Here is a 13,212-nt window from a genome sequence, read left to right on the forward strand (position 1 = left end):
CGTGAAGTCGAACTGGTTGCAGCAACACCAAAGGCTTCGGAAACCGCGTTTTGCGGTGCCGGAGCCCGAGCAAAAGCGTTCATCGAGGTCTCGTAGTCCCTGATGGTCGAGGTTTGCAGGAAGGATTTCGGAGCGGCGGCAGTTCGTTCATGGAGTGCCGGCCTCTTTAAGAAAATTCAATTTTTTTGGGTGGTTGGGGACAACATGACTTATGCAAAGCGATTAAAAGCGGCGATGTCCGGTCTCGCGGTAGGAGCCGGCATGCCGGCCCTGGCGTGGGCCGAGCCCGAGGTCATCGGGCGGCCGGTCGAGCACCAGCTCAACATGCAGCCAGCCGTAACGGGCATCGGCGACTATATCTACAGCCTGCACAACTGGATGATGATCGTCTGCCTGATCATCTTCATCGGCGTGTTCGGCGTCATGTTCTACTCGGTGTTCAAGCACCGGAAATCCCTGGGCCACAAACCGGCCACATTCCACGAATCCACCGCGGTCGAGATCGCATGGACGGTGGTTCCCTTCCTGATCGTGATCGGCATGGCGCTGCCCGCCACCCACGCGGTCGTCGCCATGAAGGACACTTCGAACCCGGACCTGACCATCAAGGTCACCGGCATGCAGTGGAAATGGGGCTATGACTACCTGAAGGGCGAGGGCGAGGGCATCGGCTTCCTGTCGAACCTGTCCACCCCGCGCAGCGCCGTCGGCGAGCCCGGTGTGGCGCCGACCACCGCGCGCACCGAGAACTACCTGCTCGAAGTCGACAACGAAATGGTCGTGCCGGTCAACAAGAAGGTCCGCCTGGTGCTGACCGCCAACGACGTCATCCACTCCTGGACGATTCCGGCCTTCGCCGTCAAGCAGGACGCGATCCCGGGCTTCGTGCGCGACACCTGGTTCAAGGCCGAGAAGATCGGCACCTACCGCGGCAACTGCGTCGAGCTGTGCGGCAAGGAGCACGCCTTCATGCCGATCGTTGTGAAGGTCGTATCAGCCGAGGACTACACCGCCTGGGTCAACACCAAGAAGAAGGAAATGGCGGCCCTGGCCGACGATCCGAACAAGGTCTGGACCATCGACGAGCTGAAGACCAAGGGCGAGAAGATCTATGCCGCCAACTGCGTCGCCTGCCACCAGGCCAGCGGCCAGGGTGTGCCGAACGCCTTCGCCTCGCTGGTCGGCTCGCCGGTCGTGCTGGGTCCGAAGGCCGAGCAGATCAACGTGCTGCTGAACGGTAAGCACAGCGGCAAGTATCCGAGCGCCATGCCGGCATGGAAGCAGCTGTCCGATACCGACATCGCGTCCGTGATCACCTACACCCGTAATAACTGGACCAACAAGGCCGACGAGAACATCGTCCAGCCGTCGGAAGTCCTGGCCGCCCGCGGCAAATAAGCGTTTGGAATCGGAGACCCTGAAATGAGTTCCACCATCGATCACGCACACGACCACGATCACGCGCATCCTCACGATCACCTGAGCGCGCACGATCACGATCACGCCCACGACCATCCGACCGGCCTGCGCCGCTGGCTGTTCGCCACCAACCACAAGGACATCGGTACCCTCTACCTGTGGTTCTCGTTCACCATGCTGCTCTCGGGCGGCGTGCTGGCGCTGATGATCCGCACCGAGCTGTTCCAGCCCGGCCTGCAGTTCTTCCGTCCCGAGTTCTTCAACCAGCTGACCACCATGCACGGCATCGTGATGGTGTTCGGCGCGATCATGCCGGCCTTCGTCGGCTTCGCCAACTGGATGATCCCGCTGCAGGTGGGCGCCTCCGACATGGCCTTCGCGCGCATGAACAATTTCTCGTTCTGGCTGCTGCCGCCGGCCGCGATCCTGCTGGCGACCTCGTTCTTCGTGCCGGGCGGCGCCACCGCCGCCGGCTGGACCCTGTACGCGCCGCTGTCGACCCAGATGGGCCCGGGCATGGACATGGCGATCTTCGCCCTGCACATCATGGGCGCCTCGTCGATCATGGGTTCCATTAACATCATCGTCACCATCCTGAACATGCGCGCGCCCGGCATGACCCTGATGAAGATGCCGATGTTCTGCTGGACCTGGCTGATCACCGCCTACCTGCTGATCGCCGTGATGCCGGTGCTGGCGGGCGCCATCACCATGACCCTGACCGACCGCCACTTCGGCACCTCCTTCTTCAACGCGGCAGGCGGCGGCGATCCGGTCATGTACCAGCACATCTTCTGGTTCTTCGGCCACCCCGAGGTCTACATCATGATCCTGCCGGCCTTCGGCATCGTCTCGCAGATCATCCCGGCCTTCGCCCGCAAGCCGCTGTTCGGCTACGCCTCGATGGTGTACGCGACCGCCTCGATCGCGATCCTGTCCTTCATCGTCTGGGCCCACCACATGTTCACCACCGGCATGCCGGTGACCAGCCAGCTGTTCTTCATGTACGCCACCATGCTGATCGCGGTGCCGACCGGCGTGAAGGTGTTCAACTGGGTCGCCACCATGTGGAAGGGCTCGATGACCTTCGAGACCCCGATGCTGTTCGCGGTCGGCTTCATCTTCGTGTTCACGATGGGCGGCTTCACCGGCCTGATCCTGGCCGTGACCCCGATCGACATCCAGGTGCAGGACACCTATTACGTGGTGGCCCACTTCCACTACGTGCTGGTGGCCGGCTCGCTGTTCGCCCTGTTCGCCGGCTTCTACTACTGGGCCCCGAAATGGACCGGCCACATGTATCCGGAATTCCGCGGCAAGATGCACTTCTGGCTGTCGCTGATCACCTTCAACATCACCTTCTTCCCGATGCACTTCCTGGGCCTGGCCGGCATGCCGCGCCGCTATGCCGACTACGCCGTGCAGTTCACCGACTTCAACCAGATCGTGTCGATCGGCGCCTTCGGCTTCGGCCTGAGCCAGGTCTACTTCCTGTTCTTCGTGGTGCTGCCGACCATCCGCGGCGGCCAGAAGGCGGAAGCCAAGCCCTGGGAAGGCGCGGAAGGCCTGGAGTGGACCGTGCCGAGCCCGGCGCCTTTCCACACCTTCGAGAACCCGCCGCTGGTGAAGTGAGATGATGATGGCTGAATCGAGCCAGGAGCGTACCGCCCGGCTGCGCAGGAAGAACCTGCGCACCGCCTGGCTGGTGGGCGGGCTGGCGCTGTTCTTCTTCGTGCTGCTGTTCGTCAAGCGGCTCTGGCTGAGCTGAGATGGCCGAGAAGAGCGGCCGGCTGGCCCTGAACCGCACCACCTTCACCAAGCTGGTGGTGGTGGCCGGCGTGATGTTCGGCTTCGGCTATGCGCTGGTGCCGATCTACCGCCAGGTCTGCGAAGTCCTCGGCATCAACGTGCTGACGCAGAAGGACGGCACGGTGGAGCGTCCGGCCAACACCCAGGTCGACCTGACGCGCACCGTCACCGTCGAACTGGACGGCAATGCGCAGGGACCGTGGCGCTTCCGTCCGACGCAGCGCAGCATCGACGTGCACCCGGGCGAGATGGCGACCGTGGTCTACGAGGTCGTGAACACCCAGGCGCGCACCGTGAAGGCGCAAGCCATCCCGAGCTACGCGCCGCAGTCGGCGACGCCGCACTTCAAGAAGGTCGAGTGCTTCTGCTTCAAGGAGCAGGTGCTGGGCCCGAACGAGGCGCGCCAGATGCCGGTGGTGTTCTTCATCGACCCGGCGCTGCCGCGCGAAGTGAAGAACATCACGCTGTCGTATACCTTCTTCGAGATCGGCGGAGCGGTGGCAAAAAATGAGTGATGAACGCAAGGCAGGCTTCGGCGCCACCATGAAGGCCGTGTTCTGGTCCTTCTTCGGGGTCCGCAAGCGCAAGGATTACGACCACGACGCCGCCAACCTGAACCCGATCCACGTGATCGTCGGCGGCTTGCTCGGGGCGGCGATCTTCATCGGCATCCTGTTGTTCGTGGTGCGGATGGTGGTGGCGAAATAGGAACAAGCAGCAAGCAGGAATTCGACAAATCAAAAAGTTCGTTTGAGGAGATGAGAATGAGTTCGCCACAAAATGCGCCGTACTATTTCGTCCCTGGCCCCTCGCGGTGGCCGATGGCCGGCGGCCTATCGATGCTCGTCACGATGGCGGGCGCGGCCGGCTGGGTCAACGGCACGCCCTGGGGCCCCAGCGTCTGCATTGCCGGCATCCTGGCCATGCTCGTGGTGCTGTATTTCTGGTTCGGCGACGCCATCGGCGAATCGGAATCGGGCAAGTACGGCGCCCGCATCGACAGCTCCTACCGCTGGTCGATGAGCTGGTTCATCTTCTCGGAAGTCATGTTCTTCGGGGCCTTCTTCGGTGCGCTGTTCTATGCGCGCTCGATCAGCATGCCCTGGCTGTCCGACCTCGACCACAAGGTGATCTGGCCGGACTTCGCCGGCCACTGGGGCAACGTCGGCCCGGCCGGCACCGTCGAGTCCTTCAACACGATGGGCCCGTTCCCGATCCCGACCATCAACACCGCACTGCTGCTGACCTCGGGCGTGACCCTGACCATCGCCCACCACGCCCTGCGTCTAGGGCACCGCAGCAAGACCGCCTTCTGGCTGTTCTGCACCATCCTGCTGGGCGCCGTCTTCATGGGCTTCCAGGCCTATGAATACCACCACGCGTACACCGAACTGAACCTGAAGCTCACCTCGGGCATCTACGGTTCGACCTTCTTCATGCTGACCGGCTTCCACGGCTTCCACGTGACCATGGGTGCGATCATGCTGTCGGTGGTGCTGTACCGCGTACTGAAGGGCCACTTCACGCCGGAACACCACTTTGCCTTCGAAGGGGCGGCGTGGTACTGGCACTTCGTGGACGTGGTTTGGCTGGGCTTGTACGTGGTCGTCTACTGGCTGTAAGAAGTCCCGCAAGCCCTAAATCGTCGTCCCCGCCTTCGCGGGGACGACGTTTATGGGCTAACGTAATCCCGTCGGCTGAATCCACCCCATCTTGTAAGAAAACAGCACCAGCAGAAACAGGGTGATCGACAGCCCCACCCGCATCGCCAGCGCCTGCACGGTGCGGTTGCTGCGGCCCTTGTCGCGCATCAGGAAGAATAGTGCGGAAGCCAGGCTGGCGATGATGAGCACGAAGGCGATGGCGACGACGATTTTCATGACTGGCCCCGAGTTGGAATAGTGACATTGTATGCGACTTCGCTTCCATTTCAGGACCGTTCCCTTCCTTGCCACCCTGGTCCTCGTCGTGCTGGGGATCGTGCTGGGCAACTGGCAAACCCGCCGCGCGGCCGAGAAAACCGTCCTGCAGACGAAACTGGAAAAGGGCATGGCGGCGCCCCCGCTGACGCTCGATGGCAGCGCCGTCGATCCCGCCGCGGTGGAGTTTCACCGTGTCATTGTTAGCGGGGAATTCGTCCCCAACTGGCCCGTGTTCCTCGACAACCGGCCGCAAGAAGGCCGCAGCGGATTCGTTTTGCTGATGCCGTTTACAATAGCGGGGTCGGGCAAGTCCGTACTGGTGGCGCGCGGTTGGCTGCCGCGTAATACGGCCGAGCACGACAAGCTGCCGCCCTATACCACGCCCCCGGGCCAGGTCACGCTCGAGGGCAGGGCGGTGCGCCAGCTGGCCCGCGTGATGCAGCTGGGGACGCCGGCGCCGCTGGCGCCGAACGCGATCGTGCAGAACACCGACCCGGCCGAGGTGGCGCGCGCCAGCGGGCTGGACCTGCTGCCGGTCGTGGTCGAGCAGACCGGGACCGGGGCGCCGGGCGACGGCCTGACGCGCAACTGGCCCATGCCCAGCCTGGACATCGACCGCCACAAGGGCTATGCCGTGCAGTGGTATGCGCTGGCGGCGATGGCTTTCCTCTTTTTTGTGATTACAGGATTTCGACGTGGACGAAGTTAAACTGAGCAAGCCGGCTGAACCCCAACAACGCAAGCGCGGCCGCTGGATGCTCTGGGTGGTGCTGCTGGTGTGCGCGTCGCCGATGATCGCGTCATACTTCACCTTTTACGTGCTCAAGCCGGAAAAGCGCAACAACTACGGCACCCTGATCGACCAGCGCGCCCACCCGATCCCGGCGATGGCGACCACCACCCTGGACGGCAAGCCGGTGGCGCTGGAACAGTTCAAGGGCAAGTGGGTGATGCTGATGGTGGCGCCCGGCACCTGTGACGAGGCCTGCCGGAAGCAGCTGTTCGCGATGCGCCAGCTGCGCCTTATGCAGGGCAAGGAGCAGGACCGCATCGAGCGCGTCTGGCTGATCAACGACAAGGAGCCGCTCGACACCATCGTGATCCGCGAATTCGACGGCACCCACATGCTGCGCGCCGATGCCCAGGCCGTGGCGGACTGGCTGCCGGCCGACCCGGGGACCAAGGTGACCGAGCATATCTACATGATCGACCCGCTGGGCCATTTGATGATGCGTTTCCCGAAGGACCCGGAACCGCGCAAAGTGTACAAGGATATCAACAAGCTGCTGAAGGCTTCTTCGGTCGGCTGATGCAAGAATCATGGAAGTCTCGAATTTCATACTGCTGGCCCTGACCGGCATCCTGGCCGCCAGCGTGCCGCTGTCCGTGGTCTGGATGGCGACCGGCGGCAACCGCTACCGCAAGCTGGCCTGGGTGATCGCCTTCTTCACCTTCGACCTGATCGTGTTCGGCGGCTTCACCCGCCTGACGGACTCGGGCCTCGGCTGCCCGGACTGGCCGGGCTGCTACGGCGAAGCCAACCCCTTCCTGGCCCACGCGCACATCGCCGCCGCCGAGGCCCTGATGCCGACCGGCCCGGTGACGAAGGTGAAAGCCTGGATCGAGATGATCCACCGCTTCCTGGCGATGGGCATCGGCCTCATGATCATCGGCCTGATGGTGGCTTCGTGGGTGCAATGGCGCCGTTCGAAAGGGCGCTCGCATTCGCCCTGGCTGCCCACGCTGCTGTTCTTCTGGGTGTGCGTGCAGGGCGCGTTCGGCGCCTGGACCGTGACCATGAAGCTGCAGCCGGTGATCGTGACCCTGCACCTGCTGTTCGGCATGACCTTGCTGGCGCTGGCCGTCTGGCTGGGTGGACGCGAGGACAATCTGCTGCATCCGATGCCGGTGTCGGCGCCATCGGTCGCGTTGAAAATGGCCAATGAGCTGCGCCGCCTGCGCCCGCTGGCCTGGCTGGCCGGCGCCGTCGTGCTCATCCAATTGGCACTCGGCGGGTGGGTAAGTACCAATTATGCGACGCTTGCCTGCAATGACTTTCCACTCTGCCAAGGACAAATTGTCCCAGAGATGGACTTCCAGCACGGCTTCACCTTGTGGCGCGAGCTCGGCAAAACCGCTGCCGGCCATTACCTGCCGTTCTCGGCCCTGACCGCCATCCACTGGGTGCACCGGAACTTCGCGGCCGTCGTGGTGCTGGTGCTGGGCCTGACAGCCTGGCGCGCCTGGCGTTTGCCGGGCCTGCACGGCGCTGCCCGGAACATTGCTTTAGTATTATTGGCGCAGGTTCTGACGGGTGTCGCGACCGTGTTTTTTAATTTCCCTCTTGCAATTGCTGTGCTGCACAACGCGGGGGCGGCCCTGCTTGTCTTGCTGGTGACCATGATAAACTACAAGGTACAGTATCAACTCGACCTGGTGCGCTCCCCCCGGCATGAAGCGGAGGTGGTGCCCACGGGCCACTCATGATTACCCAAACCGCAACCCATAAACCGCCCAGCCGCGTATCGCAATACTGGGCGCTGACCAAGCCACGCGTCACCCAGCTGGCCGTCTTCTGTGCCGTGATCGGCATGTTCCTCGCCACCGACGGTTTCCCCGGCTGGCACGTGCTGTTCTGGGCGACGCTCGGCATCTGGCTGCTGGCCGGCGCCGCCTTCGCCGTCAACTGCCTGATCGAGGCCGAAGTCGACGCCCGCATGGCCCGCACCGCGCGCCGCGCCACCGCCATGGGCGAGCTGTCGACCACCCAGACCCTGTTCTTCTCCGCCATCCTCGGCGGCGCCGGCATGGGCATCCTGTACACCATGGTCAATCCGTTGACCATGTGGCTGACCTTCGTCACCTTCGTCGGCTATGCGCTGATCTACACCATCCTGCTCAAGCCCAACACGCCGCAGAACATCGTGATCGGCGGCCTGTCCGGCGCGATGCCGCCGGCCCTGGGCTGGGCCGCGGTGGCGAACACGGTGCCGATGGAAGCCTGGCTGCTGGTGCTGATCATCTTCGTCTGGACCCCGCCGCACTTCTGGGCGCTGGCCATGTACCGCCGCGACGACTACGTGCGTTCCGGCCTGCCGATGATGCCGGTCACCCACGGCATGAAGTACACCGGCCAGCAGGTCTGGCTGTACTCGATCGCGCTGGCCGCCTGCACCTTGTTCCCGTTCGCGGTCGGCATGAGCGGCTGGCTCTACCTGCTGTCCGCCATCGGCCTGAACGCCGGGTTCCTGCGCCACGGCTGGCTGGTCCACAAGCACTACAGCGACCAGGTCGCGCGCAAGGCCTTCGCCTGGTCCGTGATCTACCTCTCGCTGCTGTTCGCCGCGCTGCTGGTCGACCACTATGTGAAGCAATACCTGACTTTCTGATTCCCTCGACATGAAAAAACTGCTGTCCGCACTTGTCGCCGCCACCCTGGCGTTTTCCCTTGCCGCCTGCGACAAGCTGCCGGGCAAGCAGGTCAGCTTCCAGAACACCGACGTCACCGGCCTCGATTACGCCAAGGGCTTCAGCCTGACCGATTTCAACGGCAAGCCGCGCACCCTGGCCGACTACAAGGGCAAGGTCGTTGTCGTCTTCTTCGGCTACACCCAGTGCCCGGACGTGTGCCCGACCACGATGGCGGAAATGGCCGGCGTGATGCAGAAGCTGGGCCCGCAGGCCGACCAGGTGCAGGTGCTGTTCATCACCCTCGACCCCGAGCGCGACACCCCGCAGCTGCTGGCCAGCTATGTGCCGGCCTTCGACAAGCGCTTCATGGGCCTGTACGGCACCCTTGAACAGACCGCGAAGACGGCCAAGGACTTCAAGGTGTTCTACTCGAAGGTGCCGGGTTCAAGCCCCGGCAGCTACACCATCGACCACATGGCCGGCAGCTATGTGTTCGACAAGGACGGCAGGCTGCGCCTCTTCATCCGCCACGGCGTCACCGCTGATTCGATCGTCCACGACGTCCGCCAGCTGCTGAGCTGACTGAGAACATGGGCTGCCGCGAAAAAGCGACGCCCGATTCAATCAGAACCGAAGCGAAATTCAGATCATGTAATATCCATCGAAATTCTCCCGTGGGAGGCTGCGATGGCAATGGAAAACCCGCACTGCCCTGGTTGTGGCGCACCAGACGTTTGCCTTGTTGACAGCATAGCGACCGCCGAGCTGGCGCGCTTGTACCGCAGTCGCGGCATCGAGGTCGGCGCCTATGTCGAGACCACGCCGGAAATCTCGCGATTGAAATGCGCGGCCTGCGACCTGGTTTTCTTTTCTCCCTCCTGCGCCGGCGACGACAGCTTCTACGAGCAACTACAACGACACGACTGGTATTACCAGGACGAGAAACCCGAGTACGACTACGCCCGCCAGTTCGTGGGCGAACACCAGCGCGTGCTCGAAGTCGGTTGCGGGAAGGGAGCTTTCCATGCCTTCCTGCCGGCGTCGACGCGCTACGTTGGCCTGGAATTCAATGACGAGGCGGTGCGCAAGGCCACCGAGGCCGGCCTCGACGTCCGCAAGCAGTCGGTCGAACGGCACGCGGCCGAGCATCCGCGTGCCTACGATGTCGTGTGCAGCTTCCAGGTGCTGGAACACGTGCCCAGTCCGGACACCTTCGTGCATGCCTGCGTCGAGTCCCTGGCGCCGGGCGGCATGCTGATCCTGGCCGTCCCGGCCGAAGACAGCTTCCTTGCGCTGGCGGCGAACGCGCCGCTGAACATGCCGCCCCACCACGTGCTGCGCTGGACCGACCGCGCCCTGGTCAGCCTGGCGAAGCGGGAAGGCCTGGAAGTGGCGGCGCTCTGGCACGAGCCGGTCGCCTCCTTCCACCGCGACTGGCAGAGCCATACCCTGGCCTACCATTATTTTGTCCGGCACGGCATGGCCTCCACCCGCCTGATCGACAGCAGCCTGCGCTACCGCATCATCGGCAAGCTGCTGCAAAATACGCAGCTGCGCGACTTCCTGGCCCAGCGCGTCGCGCGCGAACAGCCGGCCCTCGGGCATGGCCATACCGTGGTGCTGGCGGCCAGGCAGGGCCAGGGAATGGCTGGACAGGCCCTGCATTGAGGGCAGCCCTGCCTAGCGCGTGACGGCACCGGGATGGGGCGCGTCCGCCGTGCCGTTCGCGCCGTTCACGGGGGCGCGAAGGGACTGGCCCGGATACCAGCGCGCCCGCAGCCGCATGCAGGGCGTCTCGACCAGCCGGTACAGGACCCAGCCGCCGAATACCCCGGCCGCCATCACCGCCGCCACGGTCAGCGGCGCGGCAGCATCGATGCCGCGGCTTTCCAGTTCCGGCCGCAGCGCCATGAACACCGGCTTGTGCACCAGGTAGACCGCGTAGGACCACAGCGCCAGGCTGCCGGCGCCGGGAATGCGCAGGCGGTTCAGGATGCCGCGCGGGCTGAGCGCCGCGCAGGTCAGCAGGGCGAAGCTGAAGGCCACCAGCGAGAAGCCGAAGGTCGATGTCAGGCCCGGGTTCGGCGCGTCGTAGCGCACGCCGTACAGCACCGCCGCCGCCATGCCGATGCCGGCCGCCAGCAGGACATTCCCATGCTTCAGGAGGCGCTCGAATAGCCGCGGGTGGAAATTCTTCAGCATGGCGATGGCCACGCCGGGCAGCAGTTCGTCGAAGCGGGCGAAGGTCGAGTAGTAGGCCGGTGCCGAGAACGCTTCCTGGCCGTTCAGGAAGTTGATGCCGCGCGTGGCGATGCCGGCGCCGATGGCGACGGCCAGCGCGCACCACATCAGGCGCGGCGAGCGCCGCGTGCCCACCAGCGCCATCACCACCAGCGGCAGCACCAGGTAGAACTGCTCCTCGATGCACAGCGACCAGGAGTGGGTGAAGGTCTCGCCGTAGCGCAGGCCGAAGTTTTGCGTGAAGCTGAGGAAGTGCCAGACCGGCGCCATGGTCTTGCCCCAGATCGGGCTGTGCGGCAGCAGCAGGTAAACGGCCAGCACCACGTAGTAGTTCGGCAGGGTGCGCAGCAGGCGGCGCGCGAAGAAGGTCTTCAGCTGCACGCTGTCGCCGCGCGCGGCCGGCGCCAGCAACTGGTTGCCGATCAGGTAGCCGCTCAGGACGAAGAAGAGGTCGACGCCGGCCCAGCCGACTTCACCGATGAAGCCGAAGATGGAGCCGCGGGCGACGAAGCCGTTATAGTGGGACATCAATACCATGGCGATGGCGAGCGCGCGCAAGGTATCCAGGCCTGCGAGGCGGGATGTTCCGGCAGGGGTGTGCATCATGCGGTTTTCTTGTTGAGGTGGTCGAGTGCATCCGCGAGCGCCGGCATATAGGTGCGGCTGGCGCGCAACAGGCTGCCGTCGCGCAGGCGCAGCAGGGCGTCGCGGTTGGTAAGGGCGCGCAGCTCGGCGATCATGTCGAGCCGCACGATGGTCGAGCGGTGGATGCGCTGGAAGACGCGCGGATCGAGCTGCATCGCCAGGCCGTGCAGGCGCTCGCGCACCAGCCAGGTCTTGCCGTCCGCATGCAGGGTGGCGTAGTCGCCGTCGGCTTCGATGCGTTCGACGTCGCGGACCGGGACCAGCACGGTGCGCGTGCCGCTGCGCACCGTGAAGCTGCGCAGCCATTGCGCCGCCGGCGCGGCGGCGTCGTGGCGGCGGTAGGGCCAGGCGCGCAGGGCACGGTCCAGGGCTTCGTCGAGGCGATCGTCGTCGACGGGTTTCAGCAGGTAGTCAATGGCCGCCAGCTCGAAGGCCTGCACGGCGAAGCTGTCCCAGGCGGTCAGCAGGATCGCCATCGGACGTTGCTGCGGCGGCAGCGAGGCCAGCACCTCGATGCCGCTCCTGCCGGGCATCTGCACGTCCATGAACACCAGGTCCGGCCGCAGCGCCGCGATGCCGGCAGCGGCGCTGTCGCCGTCGCCGTATTCCGCGGCCAGCTCGAACTCGCCGCGGCGCGCCAGCCGCACCTTGACCGCCAGCCGCGCGAGCGGCTCGTCGTCGACGATCACGACCCGCATCGGCGCGCTCATGCCGCCGCCACCGCACGCAGGGGAATGGCGATGCGCACGCCGAAACGGCCATCCTCGCCCCAGCCGGCATCGACCCGCTGGGCGTCGCCGTACAGGTGGCGCAGGCGCTGCGCCACGTTCGCCAGGCCGATCCCGCCGCTGCCTGCCTGCGCCGGCTTGCATCCGTCGTTGTGCACCTCGACCAGCAGGCGCGCGCCTTCGCGCTCGACGCGGACGTCGAGGCGGCCGGGCGTGTTGAGAGGGGCGATGCCGTGGCGGATCGCGTTCTCCACCAGCGGCTGCAGCATCAGGTAGGGCACGGCGCTGTCCAGCAGGTCCGGCCCGGCCTTCATGGTCAGGCACAGGCGCTCGCCGAGGCGGGCCTTTTCGATTTCGAGATAGGCGTCGAGCAGCGCCAGCTCCTCGGCCAGCGAATGCTCGTGGCGGCCGTCGTGGGCCAGCGTGGCGCGCAGGAAGTCGGAGACGCAGGCGAGCATGCGGTTGGCTTCGCGGTTGGACTGGTTCGAGACCAGCGCGGAGATCGCGTTCAGGGAGTTGAACAGGAAGTGGGGATTGACCTGCAGGCGCAGCGCGCGCAGCTCGGCGTCGCGCGCGGCCGCCCGGGCCTGCGCCAGGTGCAGCTCGGCGCGCTGCAGCGACAGGTAGTACACCGCCACCGCGTGCACCGCGCAGAAGGCGATCAGGGCCAGCCAGCAGCCATCCAGGCCCCGGGCCAGCTCGCGCCACTGGTAGGCGGTCTCCAGTCCCAGGCCGATCGCGAGGCGCTGGCCGAGCAGGGCGTTCACGATCGACATCGCATAGCTGGCGCCCAGCAGTACCAGCGCCGTCGGCAGCCAGCGCCAGTCGCGGCGCCACAAGGCGCGCTGCAGCAGCGCCAGCGGCATCAGCCATCCCAGGCAGGCGACGAAGAACAGCGTGCGGAAGGCGGCGGAATAGCCGTGGCCGAAGGACGGCAGCCCGAGGATGGCCATGCAGGCGCACACCGGCAGGGCGGCAAGCACGGGAACGAGCAGCGGCGTTTCTACTTTCACGGGCGGCCTTCGGGCAGATGACAA

16 protein-coding genes are annotated in these 13,212 nt (G+C 65.1%); 12 read left to right on the forward strand and 4 right to left on the reverse strand.

Annotated elements, in window-relative coordinates:
* The first annotated feature begins 204 nt into the window (after positions 1-204).
* From coxB to AC1DOQ_RS00515, 6 genes are read left to right on the forward strand one after another with little or no spacing between them, the layout of a single operon-like run.
* Positions 205-1,398, forward strand: a complete 1,194-nt coding sequence (gene coxB, locus AC1DOQ_RS00490; RefSeq protein WP_477358980.1) for a cytochrome c oxidase subunit II — start codon at positions 205-207, stop codon at positions 1,396-1,398.
* 24 nt (positions 1,399-1,422) lie between these two features.
* Positions 1,423-3,051 (forward strand): cytochrome c oxidase subunit I, encoded by a 1,629-nt coding sequence (ctaD, locus tag AC1DOQ_RS00495; RefSeq protein ID WP_477358983.1) that lies wholly within the window; start codon positions 1,423-1,425, stop codon positions 3,049-3,051.
* 1 nt (position 3,052) lies between these two features.
* A complete protein-coding gene (locus AC1DOQ_RS00500; RefSeq protein WP_477358986.1) occupies positions 3,053-3,187 on the forward strand; it encodes a hypothetical protein in 135 nt (44 codons plus the stop codon).
* A gap of 1 nt (position 3,188) precedes the next feature.
* Complete coding sequence (locus tag AC1DOQ_RS00505) at positions 3,189-3,743, forward strand: cytochrome c oxidase assembly protein (protein WP_477358989.1); 555 nt, start codon at positions 3,189-3,191, stop codon at positions 3,741-3,743.
* Positions 3,736-3,936 (forward strand): DUF2970 domain-containing protein, encoded by a 201-nt coding sequence (locus AC1DOQ_RS00510; protein WP_477358992.1) that lies wholly within the window; start codon positions 3,736-3,738, stop codon positions 3,934-3,936. Before AC1DOQ_RS00505 ends, AC1DOQ_RS00510 begins: the two co-directional genes overlap by 8 nt.
* Before the next feature lie 56 nt (positions 3,937-3,992).
* Positions 3,993-4,850: a cytochrome c oxidase subunit 3 gene (locus AC1DOQ_RS00515; protein ID WP_477358995.1), complete on the forward strand. Its 858-nt coding sequence runs from the start codon at positions 3,993-3,995 to the stop codon at positions 4,848-4,850.
* 57 nt (positions 4,851-4,907) lie between these two features.
* Here AC1DOQ_RS00515 and AC1DOQ_RS00520 read toward each other — a convergent pair whose 3' ends face one another.
* Entirely contained in the window at positions 4,908-5,108 is a 201-nt protein-coding gene (locus AC1DOQ_RS00520) for a twin transmembrane helix small protein (RefSeq protein WP_442124245.1), read from the reverse strand.
* Positions 5,109-5,139: 31 nt separating this feature from the next.
* Between AC1DOQ_RS00520 and AC1DOQ_RS00525 the strand changes: the two genes are divergently transcribed.
* The 6 genes from AC1DOQ_RS00525 to AC1DOQ_RS00550 all read left to right on the forward strand — a co-directional run bounded on the left by AC1DOQ_RS00525 (position 5,140) and on the right by AC1DOQ_RS00550 (position 10,229).
* Positions 5,140-5,859, forward strand: coding sequence for an SURF1 family protein (locus AC1DOQ_RS00525; protein WP_477358998.1), 720 nt, complete (start codon positions 5,140-5,142; stop codon positions 5,857-5,859).
* A gap of 46 nt (positions 5,860-5,905) precedes the next feature.
* A complete protein-coding gene (locus AC1DOQ_RS00530; protein WP_477359816.1) occupies positions 5,906-6,460 on the forward strand; it encodes an SCO family protein in 555 nt (184 codons plus the stop codon).
* A gap of 10 nt (positions 6,461-6,470) precedes the next feature.
* Entirely contained in the window at positions 6,471-7,637 is a 1,167-nt protein-coding gene (locus AC1DOQ_RS00535) for a COX15/CtaA family protein (RefSeq protein ID WP_477359001.1), read from the forward strand.
* Positions 7,634-8,539, forward strand: coding sequence for a heme o synthase (cyoE, locus tag AC1DOQ_RS00540; protein WP_477359004.1), 906 nt, complete (start codon positions 7,634-7,636; stop codon positions 8,537-8,539). The genes AC1DOQ_RS00535 and cyoE overlap by 4 nt, the downstream gene beginning before the upstream one ends.
* A gap of 10 nt (positions 8,540-8,549) precedes the next feature.
* The gene (locus AC1DOQ_RS00545) at positions 8,550-9,143 is read left to right on the forward strand and encodes an SCO family protein (protein WP_477359007.1); all 594 of its coding nucleotides are present in this window, start codon (positions 8,550-8,552) and stop codon (positions 9,141-9,143) included.
* Between the two features lie 192 nt (positions 9,144-9,335).
* A complete protein-coding gene (locus AC1DOQ_RS00550) occupies positions 9,336-10,229 on the forward strand; it encodes a class I SAM-dependent methyltransferase (RefSeq protein ID WP_477359010.1) in 894 nt (297 codons plus the stop codon).
* A 12-nt stretch (positions 10,230-10,241) separates the two neighbouring features.
* On the opposite strand, the gene AC1DOQ_RS00555 is transcribed toward AC1DOQ_RS00550, so the two are convergent.
* Genes AC1DOQ_RS00555 through AC1DOQ_RS00565 form a run of 3 tightly spaced genes read right to left on the reverse strand, consistent with a single transcriptional unit; the run spans position 10,242 to position 13,188 of the window.
* The gene (locus tag AC1DOQ_RS00555) at positions 10,242-11,408 is read right to left on the reverse strand and encodes an acyltransferase family protein (protein ID WP_477359013.1); all 1,167 of its coding nucleotides are present in this window, start codon (positions 11,406-11,408) and stop codon (positions 10,242-10,244) included.
* Positions 11,405-12,157 (reverse strand): LytR/AlgR family response regulator transcription factor, encoded by a 753-nt coding sequence (locus AC1DOQ_RS00560; protein WP_477359016.1) that lies wholly within the window; start codon positions 12,155-12,157, stop codon positions 11,405-11,407. Before AC1DOQ_RS00560 ends, AC1DOQ_RS00555 begins: the two co-directional genes overlap by 4 nt.
* Positions 12,154-13,188, reverse strand: a complete 1,035-nt coding sequence (locus tag AC1DOQ_RS00565) for a sensor histidine kinase (protein WP_477359019.1) — start codon at positions 13,186-13,188, stop codon at positions 12,154-12,156. The genes AC1DOQ_RS00560 and AC1DOQ_RS00565 overlap by 4 nt, the downstream gene beginning before the upstream one ends.
* Positions 13,189-13,212 lie beyond the last annotated feature (24 nt).

The organism is Massilia sp. 01N417 (genome assembly GCF_056399645.1).

Excerpts from the sequence above, each read along its gene's own strand:
- AC1DOQ_RS00560 (WP_477359016.1), bottom strand. The coding sequence starts at position 12,157 with ATGAGCGCGCCGATGCGGGTCGTGATCGTCGACGACGAGCCGCTCGCG.
- AC1DOQ_RS00530 (WP_477359816.1), top strand. The coding sequence starts at position 5,906 with ATGCTCTGGGTGGTGCTGCTGGTGTGCGCGTCGCCGATGATCGCGTCA.
- coxB (WP_477358980.1), top strand. The coding sequence starts at position 205 with ATGACTTATGCAAAGCGATTAAAAGCGGCGATGTCCGGTCTCGCGGTA.
- ctaD (WP_477358983.1), top strand. The coding sequence starts at position 1,423 with ATGAGTTCCACCATCGATCACGCACACGACCACGATCACGCGCATCCT.
- AC1DOQ_RS00505 (WP_477358989.1), top strand. The coding sequence starts at position 3,189 with ATGGCCGAGAAGAGCGGCCGGCTGGCCCTGAACCGCACCACCTTCACC.
- AC1DOQ_RS00510 (WP_477358992.1), top strand. The coding sequence starts at position 3,736 with ATGAGTGATGAACGCAAGGCAGGCTTCGGCGCCACCATGAAGGCCGTG.
- AC1DOQ_RS00535 (WP_477359001.1), top strand. The coding sequence starts at position 6,471 with ATGGAAGTCTCGAATTTCATACTGCTGGCCCTGACCGGCATCCTGGCC.
- AC1DOQ_RS00520 (WP_442124245.1), bottom strand. The coding sequence starts at position 5,108 with ATGAAAATCGTCGTCGCCATCGCCTTCGTGCTCATCATCGCCAGCCTG.
- AC1DOQ_RS00525 (WP_477358998.1), top strand. The coding sequence starts at position 5,140 with ATGCGACTTCGCTTCCATTTCAGGACCGTTCCCTTCCTTGCCACCCTG.
- AC1DOQ_RS00515 (WP_477358995.1), top strand. The coding sequence starts at position 3,993 with ATGAGTTCGCCACAAAATGCGCCGTACTATTTCGTCCCTGGCCCCTCG.
- cyoE (WP_477359004.1), top strand. The coding sequence starts at position 7,634 with ATGATTACCCAAACCGCAACCCATAAACCGCCCAGCCGCGTATCGCAA.
- AC1DOQ_RS00555 (WP_477359013.1), bottom strand. The coding sequence starts at position 11,408 with ATGATGCACACCCCTGCCGGAACATCCCGCCTCGCAGGCCTGGATACC.
- AC1DOQ_RS00500 (WP_477358986.1), top strand. The coding sequence starts at position 3,053 with ATGATGATGGCTGAATCGAGCCAGGAGCGTACCGCCCGGCTGCGCAGG.
- AC1DOQ_RS00545 (WP_477359007.1), top strand. The coding sequence starts at position 8,550 with ATGAAAAAACTGCTGTCCGCACTTGTCGCCGCCACCCTGGCGTTTTCC.